This is a genomic window from Pseudomonas sp. MM213 (assembly GCF_020423045.1).
In the GTDB taxonomy this organism is placed as follows: Bacteria; Pseudomonadota; Gammaproteobacteria; order Pseudomonadales; family Pseudomonadaceae; genus Aquipseudomonas; species Aquipseudomonas migulae.
In genome coordinates this window covers 3,086,258-3,102,317 of sequence record NZ_CP081943.1, presented here as the reverse complement: position 1 = coordinate 3,102,317, position 16,060 = coordinate 3,086,258, and the positions used below count along the sequence as shown (strand labels likewise).

Genomic DNA, 16,060 nt, shown 5'->3' with positions numbered 1-16,060 from the left:
GCAAGCCTCGCTCCTACAGGTTTTGTGTCGATCAAGGAATTGGCGAACGATATGGAACCTGTAGGAGCGAGGCTTGCCCGCGAAGGCGATCCATCAAATTCCACTTTAATTCCTTAAATGAATATAAAAATGCATTTTAAGTATTATTAAAGAATAAGGCTCCTTGCTAGGATTCGCCTCACCGGACCACCGGACATTCAGCGACCCTAACCCTTGGAGCCTCTATGTCCGGCACCGACGTATCCCATCGAAACGACGTGGGCGGATTGTTCCGCGCCCATTACCCCTGGCTCTGCGCTCGGTTGCGCCAGTTTCTCGGGGCCAGTTCCAGCGTCGAAGACATCGCCGCCGAGACCTTCGTGCAACTGCTCGAATCGCCGGGTCTGACCCCGATCCGCGAGCCCCGCGCCTTGCTCACCACCATCGCCCGCCGGTTGATTTATCAGCTCTGGCGCCGTCGCGATCTGGAGCGTCAGCACCTCGATCAACTGCAACACCTTGATCAGCCCCAAGCGTCTTCGCCCGAGGAATTGCTGCAACTGACCCAGGCGTTGCACCGCCTCGACCGAACGCTTGAGCGTTTGCCGGGCAAAGTCCGGGCGACGTTCCTGTTGTCGCGCATCGATGGCCTGACGTACCCGCAAATCGCTGCCGAACTGGGCATTTCCCAGCGCTCGGTCAGCGTCTACATGACCCGCTCCCAAGCGTTGTGCGCCCAGCACAGCGCCAATGAACCCTTGCACCAGAGGTCCGCATGAAATCGATCAAAACCCTGCTCGGCAGTTCGCTGCTGGCCCTGAGCCTTGTGGCGACCCACGTTCCCGCCGCGGAACAAACCAAGCCGATCCACTTCGGTGACATCACCTGGGAAAGCGGCAGCCTGATCACCGAGATCTTGCGGCTGATCGTCGAAAAAGGTTACGGCTACCCGACCGACACTTTGCCGGGCAGCACCGTCAGCCTCGAAGCGGCATTGGCCAAGAACGACATTCAAGTGATCGGCGAAGAGTGGGCCGGGCGTAGTCCGGCGTGGGTCAAGGCGGCGTCGGAAGGCAAAGTGTTCGGGCTGGGCGACACCGTCAAAGGCGCCACCGAAGGCTGGTGGGTGCCGGAATACGTGATCAAGGGCGACCCGGAGCGCGGGATCAAACCGTTGGCGCCGGAGCTGAAATCCGTCGCCGATCTGGCGCGCTACAAAGACGTGTTCCGCGACCCCGAAGACCCGAGTCGCGGACGCTTCCTCAACAGCCCGACCGGCTGGACTTCGGAGATCGTCAACAGTCAGAAACTCAAGGCCTACGACCTGACCACCAGCTTCGTCAACTTCCGCACCGGCTCCGGCGCGGCGCTGGATGCCGAAGTGGCCTCGTCGATCCGTCGCGGCAAACCGGTGTTGTTCTACTACTGGTCGCCGACGCCGCTATTGGGGCGCTTCAAACTGGTGAAACTCGAAGAGCCGCCGTTCGACGCCGAGGCCTGGAAGACCCTGGCCGATGCCAACAACCCAAACCCCAAAGGCACGCGCTCGATGCCGGCGAGCCTGGCGATCGGCGTGTCTGCACCGTTCAAGACGCAGTATCCGGACTTGGTGTCGTTCTTCGAGAAAGTCGATTTCCCGATCGATCTGCTGAACCAGACGCTGGCGCAGATGAGCGAAAAACGCCAGCAACCGCGTCAGGTGGCGGAAGCGTTTTTGCGCAATCAGCCGCAGATCTGGAAAGGGTGGGTGCCGGGGGAAGTGGCTACCAAGGTGAGTGCAAGCCTGTAAACCACGCCGTCTTACGTTGTGGATATGGATAGAAGCCGACGCTGACCATTTGGTTGTCGTAACCCATCTGTTCGTTGAATACAAACTCCGGAGGCGGTGCATGTTGGGTTGATTGCTCGACTCCAAATGGACAGCATTCGCCTCCGATATCGAACTCGAAAGTATTGGCCATCACCATTATGCCTCCAAGATTCAGTTGTGATGCTCCACCAATGGCCACATAGAAAAAGTTGTTGTTGTGCTTCCAGGATGAAATTTTATTGCTCATGCCGTATTGCGCAAGGTTCTCGGTACGAATTGCCGGGGTGCTCCTGAGAGCCAGTTTTTGCCCCACGTATCTGATGTGTTCCCAAAAGCAAACATAACCAAAGTCGCAGGTCGTGTTTGGTGTATTTACTTGTCCCGGCACGGGAAAAGTAATCACCGCATTCCCATTGTCGTAGGCAACCTGAGTAGAGCTGATCTGCTGACCGCCGCTTTTAAGGAGAAGCTGCGCATCTATTTTTTTCTGAACTTCGATCTTTTGCTGCTGATTCATCGGCGGATCAAAAAGAGTGGGTGAGTCTGGTGCTTTGGGCTGTTGGGCTATACAGCCTGCGATAGTTGCTATCGCCACGACCCCCGATGCTAACCAGCAAATCATCGATAATCTTTTCATGCGCTGCTCCGGTCATTCTTGCGTGAAACGCGATAGATGAGTGGCAGGCGATGCCTTCCCAATATTGGCGTAGCAGTTCAAGCGTCCTGAATGACGGTTGTTTGCAACGACATGAAACGCGCGCCACGCGTTTTATTGGAAAACATGAGGAATCGAAGCAAAGGATTACTGATGGTTCCGTGCATGTCTACTGTCAGAAATAACAGTTCGTTCTTGGAAAGGGGCAAGAGGCTTAGCTGTACGGGCTGATTCCTGTTGAATGACTGCACGGGTATCAGCGTGGATGCTGAACCGTTTTTGTCCCCAATACTGGCCGACTAGTGGCCTTGCAAGCCTATTGCGGCTGGCTATGCTCAGTCCTGACGAACCATGTCGGTCGCCATGTGAAGGCCGGCATGCACGCTTCAGAGTGCGCACCCCAAGGCACCGATGCGAGCGGCAAGGAGTTTTACGATAAAGGGAGTTACTTATGAAAACGTTAGGGCTGGCCCGGTCCCGGGCTATCAAGAGACGGATGTCTTGATAAGAGCGTTGCCACATGGACTCTCCGATTCAACATCATTGATCACCTGACAGTTCCTCCCGTGGAGGAATGCGTGTGCCTGTTCCATGGAACGTTGTGGTGGATACGTTGAAAGACCGAAGAACTTTCATCAATCAAACGACCGCGCTTAGGGTGATACGACCATGTTTAACCTACATCACAAGGCTGACCTGCAGGAAATCGAGCGCTACAGCTGTGCGCTGACCGAGGCCAACGCCAAGTTGGCGGCCGTCAGTCGTTCGATGGCGATGATTGAGTTCACCCCTGACGGCATCGTGCTCGATGCCAACGACAACTTTTGCAAAGCCATGGGTTACAGCGCCGAAGAAGTGCGCGGCAAACATCACCGGATCTTTTGCGAGGAAACGTTTTATCGCAGCGAAGCCTACGCCAAATTGTGGCGTGACCTGGCCCGTGGCGAGTCGCTCAGCGGGACTTTCCTGCGCTTGAACAAGGGCGGCAAGGAGATCTGGCTCGAAGCCAGTTACATGCCGGTTATCGGTCCCGACCGGCAAGTCAGCAGTGTGATCAAAGTCGCCACCGACATTACGGACAGGGTGAACAAGGAACACGAAAACGAAAGCATGCTCGCGGCAATCGGTCGTTCGATGGCGGTGATCGAATTCACCCCCGCTGGCAATGTGATCACCGCTAATGAAAACTTCCTGAAGACTACGCATTACGCGCTCAACGAAATCGTCGGCCAGCATCACAGCCTGTTTTGCCACCGCGCCGAAGCCGAATCGCCGTCTTACAAAGGGTTTTGGGCTTCACTGAATCGCGGCGAATATCACTCGCACCGTTTCGAGCGCAGAGACAAGCATGGTCATACGATTTTTCTCGAAGCGTCCTACAACCCGTTGTTCGACGCCAAGGGCCGTTTGTACAAAGTGGTGAAGTTCGCCAGCGACATCACACAGCAAGTGACCACGCTGCAAACGGCTGCGGAGTCGGCCCACAGCACCTCGGTGCAGAACGATGCCTGCGCGCAGAAGGGATCTCAGGTGGTGCAGCAGACGGTGCAGATCATCCAGGACATTTCCAGGGACTTGAACGAAGCGGCGCTGAGTATTGATGCGGTGAGCAAACAGTCCGACATCATCGGCACCATCGTTCAGACCATTCGCGGCATTGCCGACCAGACCAACCTGCTGGCGCTCAACGCGGCCATCGAGGCGGCGCGGGCCGGGGAGCACGGCCGAGGGTTTGCCGTGGTGGCGGATGAGGTTCGCAGCCTCGCGGCACGCACGAGCCAGGCGACACTGGAGATTGTCGACGTGGTGCGCAAAAACCACGATTTGTCGTTGAGCGCGGTGTCGAGCATGCAGTCGAGCTTGAGCCGCACCGGCCTTGGGGTGGAACTGGCGAACGAGGCGGGGGAGGTTATCCTGGAAATCCAGCAAGGCTCGCGGCATGTGGTGGATGCGATCAGCCAGTTCAATTCAACGCTGCAATTGAATTGAAACGCCCCTACAGGGAATCGTAACGGATTCTGGATTGTGGGTTCACCCATGAACTGTAGGAGCGAGGCTTGCCCGCGAAAGCGGTGCGTCAGTCGACATTAATGTTGAATGTGACGGCCTCTTCGCGGGCAAGCCTCGCTCCTACAGAAGCATCCGCGTGGTCAGAGCGCTGCGAGGAACTTGTCGACCACCTGGGCGCCGCTTTTCTCACTGCTGCTGCCGTTTTCTTTCTCGGCCTGCGCCAGTTTTATCTTGTCTTGCAGACGCTCGGCAATCTCTTTACCGACCGCCAGTTGTTTCTCCGGCGGCATGGCTTTCAGGTCTTCTTCGGTAATCCCCATCTCCTTCAGAATACTGTCGCGCAACCGCTGTTCCGGGGTTTTGCTCATGTAGTCCTTGAAGTCGGCCATGGCGGTGCTTTCACCGGCCTTTGGCACTGTCGAGGCATCGGTGGCTTGCAGCGCGACACGGGTCTTGGCGAACGCTTCATCGACGTTGTCGCTGATTTTATTGGCGGCGTTGACCTGTTCCGTGGCGAGCTTGGACGCAGACGCCAGAACCTTCCCATCGTTCTTTACGTTTTGCAGCTGGATATTGTTTTGCACGCTCTGCATCAACACGGCTTGCAAGCCACCTTGAAGACCCGCAGCGGCGTCCGCAGTCGGTTCGTCGCCCGGCTTTTGGGAAGCGGCGTCACTAGGTTTTGCTTTGCACTGACCAACATGATGAGTAGACCTTGTAGGTGTTTGCGGTGCAGCGACCTGAGCAATTAGCGTGCCCAGGCAATAAAACCTATTATTTTCAATTGGTTATATTTTTGCTTGTGCAGAAAACGAAAGCGTTGCGGTCAACCTTTGCCGCCCGACGGCAGAGGTCGACCGATCAAGGCAGGCCGTTGCAGCCGTGTTTTAGGAACCCGGGGCGTTGCGCCAGGCGTTGGAAATATTCGTCGATCGCCGGAAAGTCCGGTCGATCCATCGGCGTCATCAGCCAACGGTTGACTGACAGCCCGATGACGATATCGGCCAGTGTGAACCGTGGTCCGGCAACATAGGCTTTGGTGGTCGCGAGCTGATGTTCGAGGATGCCCATCTTCTGATTCCAGCCGCGCAAGCCCATGGCAATCCGGTGCGCGTCCTGGAACTCCGGGTCTTTGCGTACCAGTGCCGTGAACGCGTAGCTCCAGGACGAATTGAGATCGGTGGCTTGCCAATCCATCCACTGCTCCACCCGGGCGCGCGCCGCCGGTTCGTGCGGCAGCAATTCAGCGTGTGGGTGTTTGCCGGCCAGGTAACGGCAGATGGTATTGGACTCCCACAGCACGCCGGCCTCATCGATGATCACCGGCACCTGTGCGTTGGGGTTGAGCCGGACAAATTCGGGACTGTGGGTCGACGCATACCCGCTGCCCCAATCCTCGCGTTCGTAGGAAAGGCCCAGCTCGTCGCAGGTCCACAGGACTTTTCTGACGTTGATGGATGAGGCTTTGCCGAGAATCTTCAGTGCATGTTCCATGGAACGGCTCCTTTAGCGATTCGATGCTTCCGGAAGATCAGAATACCCCTGTAGGAGCCGGCTTGCTGTGGGCGGCTCCTACAGGGCTACGTGCTTTCGCGCACCTTCAATTCGAACCCCATGTCCTGCACCGGTTTCGCCACGGTGTTGCCCGCCATCAACGTCAGCATCTGCTCTGCCGCGCGACGGCCAATTGCCTCGCGGGGGGTGTTGATGCTGCTCAGGCGCGGGACCATGTGCGCCGAGGCCGGCAGGTCGTTGAAACCGAGGACCGCTACTTGTTCGGGAATTTTGATCCCGCAGCGCATCGCTTCCAGCAGCGCGCCCTGGGCCAGGTCGTCGTTGCCAAAGAAGATCGCATCGACGTCAGGATGACTGGCGATCAGTTGCAGGAACAGCTCGCCACCCAGGCCGACGGAGGAGGCGCGGGGCGTCAGCACTTCCAGGTCCGGGTCATACCGACCAGCCTTTTGCAGGGCTTTGCGAAACCCTTCGCCGCGCAGCAGCGTGCGCTGATCCAGTTGCGCACCGATGTACGCCAGGCGCTTGCGACCGCGGGACAGCAAATGCTCCGCCGCCGTTTCGCCGGCCGCCAGTTGCGAGAAACCCACGCAATTGAGGCCCGCAGCGCTGTCGAGTTCCATCATGTACACGCAGGGAATATTGCTCGCCTCGATCATCCGCCGCGAACTTTCGGTGCGATCAAACCCGGTCAGCAGCAAACCGCGTGGCTGATAGGCCATGTAATTGCGCAGCAGGTTTTCTTCTTCGTCACGCGAGTAATGGAAGTTGCCGATCAGCACTTCGAAGCCCTTCGGTCGTAAAACCTGATGAATGGCTTCCAGGGTGTCGATGAACAGCAAGTTGGACAGCGACGGCACCAAAACCACTACGGAATGGCTCTGGGCCGAGGCTAACGCTCGGGCGGCGGGGTTGACCACGTAGTTGAGTTCAAGCGCGGCTTTCTGGACTTTTTCCACCAGTTCGGTGGCCACCGTGCTCACGCCGCGCAAGGCGCGGGAGGCGGTAATCGGGCTGACGCCGGCCAGTCGGGCTACTTCATTGAGGGTAGGACGGCCAGTGGTTCGCGTATTTTTATCGTTTTTAGAAGAGGTCATCGGGCGGCTTGCCAAACAAAATTCAAGGCACTAAGGTAGCGCTGTCCCGATGCAGCTGCAAATGCGTAAGCGAGTTTTGCCTGAACCTCGCTTTTCGGCGTCCGGAACGAACATGCTGCAACCCACAAAAATGACAAGAAGGCGTCGGCAACTTCTACTTTTCGTCTAGTGTCATAACTGGCAAAGGTAGCGCTGTCTGCGCGCTGAGGTGTTACATGAATCATCCCATCACCGCCCTAGTCATCATGGGCGTTGCCGGTTGCGGCAAGACCTGCGTCAGCGAAGCCTTGTGCCAGCTCAGCGGCGCGACTGCCATTGAAGGCGATACTTTCCACCCTGCCGCCAATATCGAAAAGATGAGCGCGGGTATCCCCCTGAACGACGACGACCGTGCCGGCTGGCTCGACAGCCTGTGCGATGAACTGCGCCGCGTCGACGCCACGGGCCAGCGCCCGGTGTTGACCTGCTCGGCCCTCAAACACAGTTACCGCGAAGTTTTGCGCAGCGCCTTGCCGGGCCTGGGTTTTGTGTTCCTTGAGCTCACGCCTGAAGTGGCGGCCGATCGTGTCTCCCATCGGCCGGGCCATTTCATGCCGTCGACCCTGATCGACAGCCAGTTCGCCACCCTTGAATCCCCGGTTGGCGAACCGCTGACGTTGGCCCTCGATGCTTCGAACCACAGCGTCGACCAGTTGGCGAAGCAAGCCCACGTCTGGTGGCTGGAACACGGCCTGAAACGCGCCGGCTAAATTTTGCTTGAAGAGATAGCGCTGTCCTTATGGCTTTCGAATTACCCGTTTTAATAACAACAACAACCAGGAGACACCCCTAATGTTTGGCATGTCCCACGAGACGTTCCTGCTGCTCGATGCAGTGGTTACGGTGATCGGGCTTATCGTCTTGATCACCAAGTTCAAATTTCACCCGTTCATTGCCCTGATCATTGCCGCAGCCTTTCTCGGGCTGACTTCCGGCATGCCGATCGGCACCATCATCAAGGCGTTCCAGGACGGCTTCGGTGGCGTGCTCGGTTTCGTCGGCATCATCCTCGCGCTGGGCACGATGCTCGGCAAAATGATGGCCGAGTCGGGCGGGGCGGATCAGATTGCCCAGACGCTGATTCGCGCGTTCGGCAAGGACAAAGTGCAGTGGGCAATGATGTTCGCCGCGTTCCTGGTCGGCATTCCGCTGTTCTTCGAAATCGGTTTTGTACTGCTGATCCCGCTGGTGTTCATCGTCGCCCGGCGTACCGGCGTGTCGATCATCAAGATCGGTATCCCGCTGCTGGCCGGTCTGTCTGCGGTGCACGGGCTCGTTCCGCCGCACCCGGGTCCATTGCTGGCCATCGGCGTGTTCGGTGCCGACATCGGCAAGACCATTCTCTACGGCCTGATCGTTGCACTGCCGACGGCCATCATCGCCGGCCCGATCTACGGCACCTTCATCGCCAAATACATTCCCGGTCATCCCAACCAGGAACTGGTGGATCAACTGGCGCGTGAGAACGATTCTGCCGATCTCCCAAGCTTCTCCATCACCTTGATCACCGTGCTGTCGCCGGTGTTCCTGATGCTGCTCAAGACCTTCGCCGACGTGGTGCTGCCGGACGGCAACTTCTTCCGCACCTTCATGGACCTGATCGGTCACCCGATCTCGGCCCTGCTGCTGGCGTTGCTGCTGTCGCTGTACACCTTCGGTTACAAGCAGGGCATTGGCTCCAACCAGATGCTCAAATGGCTGGACGCGAGCCTCGCGCCAACCGCCGCGATCATCCTGATCATCGGTGCCGGTGGTGGCTTCAAGCAGATGCTGGTGACCAGCGGCGTGGGTAATGTCATCGGCAACATGGCCGTGGCCGCACAAATCTCGCCGATCCTGCTGGCCTGGCTGGTGGCGGCGGTGATCCGTATCGCGACCGGTTCGGCGACCGTGGCGACCATTACTGGCGCAGGCATCGTGGTGCCGGTGGTGGGGATGATTCCGGGTGTGAACCGTGAGCTGCTGGTGCTGGCGACCGGCGCCGGTTCGTTGATCCTGTCTCACGTCAACGACGCGGGTTTCTGGCTGGTGAAGCAGTACTTCAACATGACCGTGGCGGAAACCTTCAAGACCTGGACGGCGATGGAAACCATCCTGTCCGTGGTTGGCCTGGGCTTCATCCTGCTGCTGTCGTTGTTCGTCTAAGCAACACCGCAACGCATGTGTAGGAGCCGGCTTGCTGGCGATGGCATCGACTCGGTTAGACGTTAAACCGAGTCGCCTGCATCGCCAGCAAGCCGGCTCCTACAGAGTTGGGTGTCAGGCGTTGGTTTTTGCGACCAAGCCATCCGCCCTGAACATCCCGCGAATCCCGCGCACTGCCTGACGAATCCGGTCCTGGTTTTCGATCAGCGCGAAGCGCACATGATCATCCCCGTATTCCCCGAACCCGACACCCGGCGAGACGCAGACCTTGGCCTCGGCGAGCAGTTTCTTGGCAAATTCCAACGAGCCAAGGTGCGCGTAGGCTTCGGGAATCTTCGCCCAGACGTACATCGACGCTTTCGGGTTTTCCACCATCCAGCCCAGTTCATGCAGGCCTTTGACCAGCACGTTGCGCCGCTGCCGATACTGCTCGGCGATGTCTTTCACGCACTGCTGATCGCCTTCCAGTGCGGCAATTGCCGCGACTTGCAGCGGTGTGAAAGTGCCGTAGTCGTGGTAGCTCTTGATCCGCGCCAGGGCGTTGACCAGTTCCGGGTTGCCGACCATGAAACCGATGCGCCAGCCTGCCATGTTGTAGCTCTTGGACAGGGTGAAAAATTCCACCGCGATGTCCTTGGCGCCCGGTACTTGCATGATCGACGGGGCTTTCCAGCCGTCGTAGACGATGTCGGCGTAGGCCAGGTCATGCACGACCAGTACGTCGTACTGTTTGGCGAGGGCAATGACGCGTTCGAAGAAATCCAGCTCAACGCACTGCGCGGTGGGGTTGGACGGGAAGCCGAGGATCATCATTTTCGGTTTCGGAATCGAGCCGCGAATCGCCCGTTCCAGTTCGGCGAAGAAGTCCACGCCCGGAATCAGCGGCACCGAACGCACCTGGGCGCCGGCAATCACGGCACCGTAGATGTGAATCGGGTAGCTCGGGTTCGGCACCAGCACGGTGTCGCCCTGGTCCAGGGTGGCGAGCATCAAGTGCGCCAGGCCTTCCTTGGAACCGATGGTCACGATGGCTTCGCTTTCCGGGTCGATGTCGACCTCGTAGCGTTCCTTGTACCAGTTGGAAATCGCCCGGCGCAGACGTGGAATGCCCTTGGACGTGGAATAACCGTGGGTGTCTTCGCGCTGGGCGACGGTGACGAGTTTTTCGACAATGTGCGGCGGCGTCGGGCCGTCGGGATTGCCCATGCTCAAGTCGATGATGTCTTCGCCACGACGACGGGCGGCCATCTTCAGCTCGGCGGTGATGTTGAATACGTAAGGGGGGAGTCGATCTATGCGCGCAAAGCGGCGCGGCGAACCTTGTTCGGCCATTGTTGCCTCGGATAACGTAAGCGCCCGGAACCGTCCGAGCGACGCTGGTCACTGCGGTGACCTGTGGCGGAATGTAAGGGCAGCTGTGGCAGACTGTCCAGCCTCCACGTAAATAATTTTTTTCCGAAGGAAATCGGTCGATGGAATTTAGCAGCGGCTTTCTGCTGAGCCTTTCTCTGTGCCTGGACATCGGCGTAGCCAACATCGCGATGATCACGCTGGCCATGCAGCGCGGCTATTTTCAAGGCTTTGCGCTGGGGTTGGGCACCTGTGTCGGCGACCTGATCTACGCCGTGCTGGCCTTGGCCGGCATGACCGTTTTGCTGCAATACGAAACCGTGCGCTGGGTGTTGTGGATTGGTGGTTCGGCGTTGCTGATCTATTTCGCGGCGAAGATGATCTATTCGGCGATCCACCATGAGGCACTGTTGGCCGAGACCGCCGACGTGGGCCACAACTCGCACCGCAAGGAGTTCTTTCGCGGGATCTTCCTGGCCATGTCGTCACCCAGCGCCATTCTCTGGTTCGCGGCGGTGGGCGGCACCCTGATCGCGCGGTCTGGCGGTGGCGGGGCGCTCAGCTCGGCATTGTTCCTCGGCGGATTTCTCTGTGCCGGACTGTTGTGGTCGGCAGGCCTGTGCTTCGCCGCGAGCCATGGCGGCAAGTTGCTGGGCGACAAGCTGCTGCGTTATTCGTACATGGCATCGGCGGCGATCTTCTGCTATTTCGCGGTGTACGTGATCCTATCGGGGTACAACGAGTTTATTGGCGCTGGCGCCGCCGAGGCGTTGCATACGCTGTAATTGGGCGAATCGGGTTTGGCTTCTATACTCCTAGCCGAACCCACTTTTTGTACCAGGAGCCGAGTCATGGATGATAAAAATAGCGTCGAAATCCCGGGTCCACGCTTCGAACATGGGCACTTCCTGCTCATTGCGGGGCTTGGTGGACGGTTTACTCAGCAAACCACCCAGGGCATTCCAGCGCTCTGGGAAAAATTCATTCCGCACATCGGAAACGTTCCGGGCCAGAAGGGCGAAGTGACCTACGGCGTGTGTTGCAATTTCGATGGCAAGGGCGGCTTCGACTACATCGCCGGCGTCGAGATCAGCAAGCTCGACGACTTGCCGGATCAGTACCGTTGGGTAGAAGTCCAGCCTCAGCTGTACGCGGTGTTCGAGCATAAAGGGCCGCTAGATGCATTGCCGCAGCTGTTTCAGCACATCTTCGGCACCTGGCAACCGCAGTCCGGGCATGAAGTGCTGGATGCTCCGGAATATGAGCGCTACAGCGAAGACTTCAACCCGAAGCTCAACACCGGAAAACTGGAAATCTGGGTGCCGATCAAAGCGTGAAGTGTACGTCGGGAGGCGGATCAACGATGCGCCTCTCGATGTCATGCCCAGGCTGATTTATGATCCCCAGCCTTTCCCCGCTGATTCCGAGCCGCCATGAACACCGTCATCCGCCACGTCACCCCCGCTGACCTGGACCGCTGCTACGCCATCGAAACCGTTGCCTACGAAGGTGACGAAGCTGCCACCCGAGAAAAAATCGCCACGCGCATCGCCACCTGGCCTGAAGGTTTTATCGTCGCCGAAGTGGACGGCGTTGTAGCCGGTTTCATCAACTCCGGTGCTGCGTTTCAGGTGGAAATGTCGGACGAAGCGTTCAAGGAACTGATCGGCCACGACCCGGCCGGCCCGCACGTGGTGATCATGTCGGTGGTGGTGCATCCGGATTATCAGGGGCAGGGTTTGGCGAAACGTCTGATGGGCGAGTTTATCGAGCGCATGCGTGCGCTGGGCAAGGCCAGCATCAACCTGATGTGCAAGGAGCGGCACATTCCGCTGTACGCCGGGTTCGGATTTGCCTACATCAAACCTTCCGCGTCGGACCATGGCGGAATGGCGTGGCATGAGATGGTGTTGGTGCTCTGATTGATGCGGTGTGGTGTGAAATGCTTTCGCGGGCAAGCCTCGCTCCTACAGGTTTGGTGTGCTCCTGAATTCACCATGAACCTGTAGGAGCGAGGCTTGCCCGCGAAGGCAATCCAAAAGTCGCCACATCGATCTAATAAAGACTGTCCCGCACCCTCACCGGCGCCTCCCGGTCATACGTCTCTGCATCAAACTGCCCATCATTCAAGCGCTTGTGAAACGCCCCCGCCGTCGGCAGCGCCGAGCGATCCAGGTGCTTCTGCGGGTTCCACAAATCCGAACGCACAATCGCTTTCGAGCAGTGAAAAAACGCCGCCTCCACCGTCACCAGCATCACCGTGCGCGCCGATTTGCCGTTGACCGCGAAGCTTTCCAGCAAGGCCGGCTCATTGCTGATCTGCGCTGCGCCGTTGACCCGCAAGGTTTCGCCGATCCCCGGGATGATGAACAACAGCGACACCCGCGGATCGAACACCACATTGCGTAGCGTGTCGATGCGGTTGTTGCCCGGGCGATCCGGGATCGCCAGGGTGCGCTCATCGATGATTCGCACGAAACCTGGCGTGTCACCGCGCGGCGAGCCGTCCAGGCCGTCGGGGCCGACCGAGCTGATGATCACCAGCGGCGAGGCGCGGACCATCGCTTGATAATCCTCGTTCAGAAAGGCGATTTGTTTGCGTACCGCGCGTTCGTGGGGTTGGCCGTAAATTGCTTCCAGTGCTTCGATGCTGTCGAGCATAACCACCTCAGAAAATCAGCCCCATCCGCCGTTCGTAACCGATCCGGCCCTTATAGGCCTCGCCGCTGTCGACCCAGCCGAATTTTGCATACAGCGCGATGGCTGCTTCGTTGTCCGCATCCACCGACAACTCCAGCCCCCGTATTTCCGGAAACGTCTGACGCGCGACCTCCGGTAAGGCTTGCAGGCAGGCCTTGCCATAACCTTTGCCCTGTTGACGCTGATCGACTTGCAACGCATGCAGGGTGGCGCTGTGTTCGTCGGCCCAGGCCGGCAGCACTGGCGGGCGTTTGAGCAGCAGGAAAGCCACCGGGACATCCTCGACCAGCAGGGCAAATCCTTTGACGCCGGGGCCAGGTTTGGACAGCAGGGTGTGCAATGCACCGTGGATGTCGCCGGAGAACTTGATCTGTTCCTGATGAACTTCGATGGCCTCCACCTCCTGGCGCTGCTTCGCGTTCAGGCTTTCGTAAGGCACGAGTCGGGTTGTCACTGGAGTGTCCTTTTTCCAACAGAAATGAGCCTCGGATTCTAGCGAGTTTGCGCCCATGGATTATTTTTAATTTGACTGTCGATCTGGCGTCTTGCCGGACGACTAAGGGTGTCTTCACAACAAAAAACACGGAGAACCACCATGAACGCTACCCACGAAATCCAGGCCCTGATCGACAGTTATCGTCAGGCGGTCATCACCAAGGATCTCGAGAAAATCATGGCGTTGTATGCCGAGGACATCGTCTCCTACGACGCGGTCAAGGCCCTGCAGTTTCGCGGCAAGGCGGCCTACCGCGCGCATTGGCTGGAATGCATGGAAATGTGCCAGGGCCCGCACACCTTTGATTTTGACCAGATGAACATCGTGGCCGACGAGCACATCGCCTTCGCCCATTGGCTGGCCCATTGCGGCGGTACCAACGAGAAGGGCGAAACCCAGGCCTGCTGGATGCGCGTGACCGGCTGCTATCGGCGCGAGGCCGGGCAATGGCGCATCGTCCACGAACACTGGTCGGCACCGTTCGACATGACGAGCGGCACCGCGCTGTTCGGTCTGCAGCCCTGATCGTCGGGAAGTGCCCCCCACGCGCCAAACTGCAGCCATAGTTGATCAGTTCGATCCGGAGAGCCCCATGAAGTATTTATGCCTGGTCTACAGCAACGAACAGGAGTTGCACTCGCTGCCCGAAAGTCCCAACGACGCCGAGTGCATGGCCTACGCCGAATCGATCCAGGGCAGCGGCCGCATGCTCGCCGCCGAAGCGCTGGAGTCGGTGCAGACCGCGACCACCGTGCGCATGCGCAACGGCAAAGTGTCGATCACCGACGGCCCGTTCGCCGAAACCAAGGAGCAGTTGGCCGGCTTCTACCTGATCGACGCCAAGGACCTCAATGAAGCCCTCCAGGTTGCCGGCAACATTCCGGCGGCCCGGGTCGGCTGTGTCGAGGTGCGACCGGTTCGTCAATTGAATCCCTGATAAGGAGGTTTGCGTGGTGATGTGGGTGATTGAAGGCCATCGGTACTGATGGCTGACGTGTCGGTCAAGGCTCGGGTCGAGCAGGTTTACCGCGAAGACTCGCGGCGAATCCTCGCGACCCTGATCCGTTTGCTCGGTGATTTCGATCTGGCCGAGGAGGCCCTGCACGAGGCGTTTTTCATCGCGGTCGAGCGTTGGCAGCGTGACGGTGTGCCGGACAATCCGCGTGCCTGGCTGGTGTCCACCGGACGCTTCAAGGCCATCGACGGCTTGCGTCGGCGCGCGCGGTTTGCCGCGTCCCGGCCGATGCTGATCGCGCAACTGGAAGCGCTGGAGCAGGCCGACTGGAGTGACGAAGACGTGGAAGACGATCGCCTGCGTTTGATCTTCACCTGTTGTCACCCGGCACTCGCGGCGGATGCTCAAGTGCCGCTGACGTTGCGCGAAGTCTGCGACCTGACCACCGAAGAAATCGCCCGGGCGTTTCTCTCGGCACCGGCCACCATTGCCCAGCGCATTGTGCGTGCCAAGGCGAAAATCCGCGACGCGAAAATCCCTTATCAGGTGCCGACCCTGGCGGAATTGCCTGAGCGTCTCGACAGCGTGCTGCGGGTGATTTACCTGGTGTTCAACGAAGGTTACTCGGCGTCCATCGGTGCTGAACTGACTCGCGAGGATCTGACCCGAGAGGCCATCCGGCTCGGTCGATTGGTCATGGAATTGCTGCCCGAACCCGAAGTCATGGGCCTGCTGGCGCTGATGCTGTTGCATGAGTCACGACGCCCGGCGCGAACGTCGGCGAGTGGCGAGCTGATTGTGCTGGATGAGCAGGACCGTACGCTGTGGGATGCCGGGTTGATTGCCGAAGGGTGCGCGCTGATTGCGCGGGCGTTGACCTCGCGGCGATTCGGACCTTACTGCCTGCAAGCGGCGATTGCGGCGGTGCATGCCGAAGCGCCGACGGCGGGGGAGACGGACTGGGCGCAGATTGCGGGTTTGTATGATGTGCTGTTGGCGGCGGTGCCTTCACCGGTGATTGAGCTGAATCGCGCGGCGGCGATCTCCAAGCGCGATGGACCGTTGGCGGGGTTGACGTTGGTTGAAGGGATTCTGGCGCGGGGAGATTTGCTGGATTACCACCTGGCGCATTCGGCGCGGGCGGAGTTTTGTCGGCAGTTGGGCAGAGTGGACGAGGCGCGGGCGGCGTATGAGCGGGCGTTGGAATTGACGCAGCAGGTGCCGGAGCGGCGGTTTATCGAGGCGCGGATCAGAGCGTTGGAATGAGGTGATTTGGCGGGCCCCTTCGCGGGCAAGCCTCGCTCCTACA

At 59.0% G+C, this 16,060-nt stretch carries 17 protein-coding genes and 2 pseudogenes; 12 read left to right on the top strand and 7 right to left on the bottom strand.

Annotated elements, in window-relative coordinates; translation table 11 throughout:
• Nucleotides 1-224: 224 nt before the first annotated feature.
• Both K5R88_RS14105 and K5R88_RS14100 read left to right on the top strand, forming a co-directional pair.
• Nucleotides 225-758 carry a sigma-70 family RNA polymerase sigma factor gene (locus K5R88_RS14105; protein WP_223481531.1) on the top strand — a complete coding sequence of 178 codons (534 nt, stop codon included), beginning with the start codon at nucleotides 225-227 and terminating at the stop codon, nucleotides 756-758.
• A complete protein-coding gene (locus K5R88_RS14100) occupies nucleotides 755-1,768 on the top strand; it encodes an ABC transporter substrate-binding protein (RefSeq protein WP_226300145.1) in 1,014 nt (337 codons plus the stop codon). Before K5R88_RS14105 ends, K5R88_RS14100 begins: the two co-directional genes overlap by 4 nt.
• Here K5R88_RS14100 and K5R88_RS14095 read toward each other — a convergent pair.
• Nucleotides 1,743-2,426, bottom strand: coding sequence for a peptidase inhibitor family I36 protein (locus tag K5R88_RS14095; RefSeq protein ID WP_226300144.1), 684 nt, complete (start codon nucleotides 2,424-2,426; stop codon nucleotides 1,743-1,745). The two genes, K5R88_RS14100 and K5R88_RS14095, sit on opposite strands and share 26 nt — an antisense overlap.
• A gap of 687 nt (nucleotides 2,427-3,113) precedes the next feature.
• Between K5R88_RS14095 and K5R88_RS30955 the strand changes: the two are divergent.
• Nucleotides 3,114-3,890: pseudogene (locus tag K5R88_RS30955) on the top strand (PAS domain-containing protein); the annotation flags it as partial.
• The gene (locus K5R88_RS30950; protein WP_268945229.1) at nucleotides 3,864-4,433 is read left to right on the top strand and encodes a methyl-accepting chemotaxis protein; all 570 of its coding nucleotides are present in this window, start codon (nucleotides 3,864-3,866) and stop codon (nucleotides 4,431-4,433) included. The pseudogene K5R88_RS30955 and the gene K5R88_RS30950, both read left to right, overlap by 27 nt.
• A gap of 161 nt (nucleotides 4,434-4,594) precedes the next feature.
• Here the strand turns inward: K5R88_RS30950 and K5R88_RS14080 are convergent.
• The 3 genes and pseudogenes from K5R88_RS14080 to K5R88_RS14070 form a co-directional block, all read right to left on the bottom strand.
• Nucleotides 4,595-5,157, bottom strand: a pseudogene (locus K5R88_RS14080) (hypothetical protein).
• A 158-nt stretch (nucleotides 5,158-5,315) separates the two neighbouring features.
• Complete coding sequence (locus tag K5R88_RS14075; protein ID WP_226300143.1) at nucleotides 5,316-5,948, bottom strand: glutathione S-transferase family protein; 633 nt, start codon at nucleotides 5,946-5,948, stop codon at nucleotides 5,316-5,318.
• A gap of 86 nt (nucleotides 5,949-6,034) precedes the next feature.
• Nucleotides 6,035-7,066: a LacI family DNA-binding transcriptional regulator gene (locus K5R88_RS14070; RefSeq protein WP_192229134.1), complete on the bottom strand. Its 1,032-nt coding sequence runs from the start codon at nucleotides 7,064-7,066 to the stop codon at nucleotides 6,035-6,037.
• Between the two features lie 215 nt (nucleotides 7,067-7,281).
• On the opposite strand from K5R88_RS14070, the gene K5R88_RS14065 reads away from it, so the two are divergent.
• Both K5R88_RS14065 and K5R88_RS14060 read left to right on the top strand, forming a co-directional pair.
• Complete coding sequence (locus tag K5R88_RS14065; RefSeq protein ID WP_008032584.1) at nucleotides 7,282-7,815, top strand: gluconokinase; 534 nt, start codon at nucleotides 7,282-7,284, stop codon at nucleotides 7,813-7,815.
• Between the two features lie 82 nt (nucleotides 7,816-7,897).
• Nucleotides 7,898-9,250 (top strand): GntP family permease, encoded by a 1,353-nt coding sequence (locus K5R88_RS14060; protein ID WP_008038555.1) that lies wholly within the window; start codon nucleotides 7,898-7,900, stop codon nucleotides 9,248-9,250.
• A gap of 114 nt (nucleotides 9,251-9,364) precedes the next feature.
• Here K5R88_RS14060 and alaC read toward each other — a convergent pair whose 3' ends face one another.
• Entirely contained in the window at nucleotides 9,365-10,582 is a 1,218-nt protein-coding gene (gene alaC / locus K5R88_RS14055) for an alanine transaminase (protein WP_226300142.1), read from the bottom strand.
• Between the two features lie 140 nt (nucleotides 10,583-10,722).
• Here alaC and K5R88_RS14050 point away from each other — a divergent pair, with 140 nt between their 5' ends.
• The 3 genes from K5R88_RS14050 to K5R88_RS14040 all read left to right on the top strand — a co-directional run bounded on the left by K5R88_RS14050 (nucleotide 10,723) and on the right by K5R88_RS14040 (nucleotide 12,522).
• Nucleotides 10,723-11,385 carry a LysE family translocator gene (locus K5R88_RS14050; protein WP_008032579.1) on the top strand — a complete coding sequence of 221 codons (663 nt, stop codon included), beginning with the start codon at nucleotides 10,723-10,725 and terminating at the stop codon, nucleotides 11,383-11,385.
• A 66-nt stretch (nucleotides 11,386-11,451) separates the two neighbouring features.
• Nucleotides 11,452-11,937 carry a GyrI-like domain-containing protein gene (locus K5R88_RS14045; protein WP_192229138.1) on the top strand — a complete coding sequence of 162 codons (486 nt, stop codon included), beginning with the start codon at nucleotides 11,452-11,454 and terminating at the stop codon, nucleotides 11,935-11,937.
• Between the two features lie 96 nt (nucleotides 11,938-12,033).
• Nucleotides 12,034-12,522: a GNAT family N-acetyltransferase gene (locus K5R88_RS14040; protein ID WP_226300141.1), complete on the top strand. Its 489-nt coding sequence runs from the start codon at nucleotides 12,034-12,036 to the stop codon at nucleotides 12,520-12,522.
• A 133-nt stretch (nucleotides 12,523-12,655) separates the two neighbouring features.
• On the opposite strand, the gene K5R88_RS14035 is transcribed toward K5R88_RS14040, so the two are convergent.
• Complete coding sequence (locus K5R88_RS14035; protein ID WP_226300140.1) at nucleotides 12,656-13,261, bottom strand: pyridoxamine 5'-phosphate oxidase family protein; 606 nt, start codon at nucleotides 13,259-13,261, stop codon at nucleotides 12,656-12,658.
• A 7-nt stretch (nucleotides 13,262-13,268) separates the two neighbouring features.
• On the bottom strand, nucleotides 13,269-13,754 hold the full coding sequence (locus K5R88_RS14030; protein ID WP_226300139.1) for a GNAT family N-acetyltransferase: 486 nt from the start codon (nucleotides 13,752-13,754) through the stop codon (nucleotides 13,269-13,271).
• A gap of 141 nt (nucleotides 13,755-13,895) precedes the next feature.
• On the opposite strand from K5R88_RS14030, the gene K5R88_RS14025 reads away from it, so the two are divergent.
• The 3 genes from K5R88_RS14025 (at nucleotide 13,896) to K5R88_RS14015 (ending at nucleotide 16,017) form a co-directional block, all read left to right on the top strand.
• Nucleotides 13,896-14,321: a YybH family protein gene (locus K5R88_RS14025; RefSeq protein WP_008038540.1), complete on the top strand. Its 426-nt coding sequence runs from the start codon at nucleotides 13,896-13,898 to the stop codon at nucleotides 14,319-14,321.
• A gap of 67 nt (nucleotides 14,322-14,388) precedes the next feature.
• Nucleotides 14,389-14,733, top strand: a complete 345-nt coding sequence (locus K5R88_RS14020; protein WP_008032567.1) for a YciI family protein — start codon at nucleotides 14,389-14,391, stop codon at nucleotides 14,731-14,733.
• Nucleotides 14,734-14,781: 48 nt separating this feature from the next.
• On the top strand, nucleotides 14,782-16,017 hold the full coding sequence (locus tag K5R88_RS14015; protein WP_226300138.1) for an RNA polymerase sigma factor: 1,236 nt from the start codon (nucleotides 14,782-14,784) through the stop codon (nucleotides 16,015-16,017).
• Nucleotides 16,018-16,060: the final 43 nt, after the last annotated feature.

Bases quoted from the DNA above. Each gene is read 5' to 3' on its own strand.
- K5R88_RS14040 (WP_226300141.1), top strand. From the start codon at position 12,034: ATGAACACCGTCATCCGCCACGTCACCCCCGCTGACCTGGACCGCTGC.
- K5R88_RS14095 (WP_226300144.1), bottom strand. From the start codon at position 2,426: ATGAAAAGATTATCGATGATTTGCTGGTTAGCATCGGGGGTCGTGGCG.
- K5R88_RS14105 (WP_223481531.1), top strand. From the start codon at position 225: ATGTCCGGCACCGACGTATCCCATCGAAACGACGTGGGCGGATTGTTC.
- alaC (WP_226300142.1), bottom strand. From the start codon at position 10,582: ATGGCCGAACAAGGTTCGCCGCGCCGCTTTGCGCGCATAGATCGACTC.
- K5R88_RS14045 (WP_192229138.1), top strand. From the start codon at position 11,452: ATGGATGATAAAAATAGCGTCGAAATCCCGGGTCCACGCTTCGAACAT.
- K5R88_RS14070 (WP_192229134.1), bottom strand. From the start codon at position 7,066: ATGACCTCTTCTAAAAACGATAAAAATACGCGAACCACTGGCCGTCCT.
- K5R88_RS14015 (WP_226300138.1), top strand. From the start codon at position 14,782: ATGGCTGACGTGTCGGTCAAGGCTCGGGTCGAGCAGGTTTACCGCGAA.
- K5R88_RS14065 (WP_008032584.1), top strand. From the start codon at position 7,282: ATGAATCATCCCATCACCGCCCTAGTCATCATGGGCGTTGCCGGTTGC.
- K5R88_RS14025 (WP_008038540.1), top strand. From the start codon at position 13,896: ATGAACGCTACCCACGAAATCCAGGCCCTGATCGACAGTTATCGTCAG.
- K5R88_RS14060 (WP_008038555.1), top strand. From the start codon at position 7,898: ATGTTTGGCATGTCCCACGAGACGTTCCTGCTGCTCGATGCAGTGGTT.
- K5R88_RS14050 (WP_008032579.1), top strand. From the start codon at position 10,723: ATGGAATTTAGCAGCGGCTTTCTGCTGAGCCTTTCTCTGTGCCTGGAC.
- K5R88_RS14075 (WP_226300143.1), bottom strand. From the start codon at position 5,948: ATGGAACATGCACTGAAGATTCTCGGCAAAGCCTCATCCATCAACGTC.
- K5R88_RS14020 (WP_008032567.1), top strand. From the start codon at position 14,389: ATGAAGTATTTATGCCTGGTCTACAGCAACGAACAGGAGTTGCACTCG.
- K5R88_RS14035 (WP_226300140.1), bottom strand. From the start codon at position 13,261: ATGCTCGACAGCATCGAAGCACTGGAAGCAATTTACGGCCAACCCCAC.
- K5R88_RS14100 (WP_226300145.1), top strand. From the start codon at position 755: ATGAAATCGATCAAAACCCTGCTCGGCAGTTCGCTGCTGGCCCTGAGC.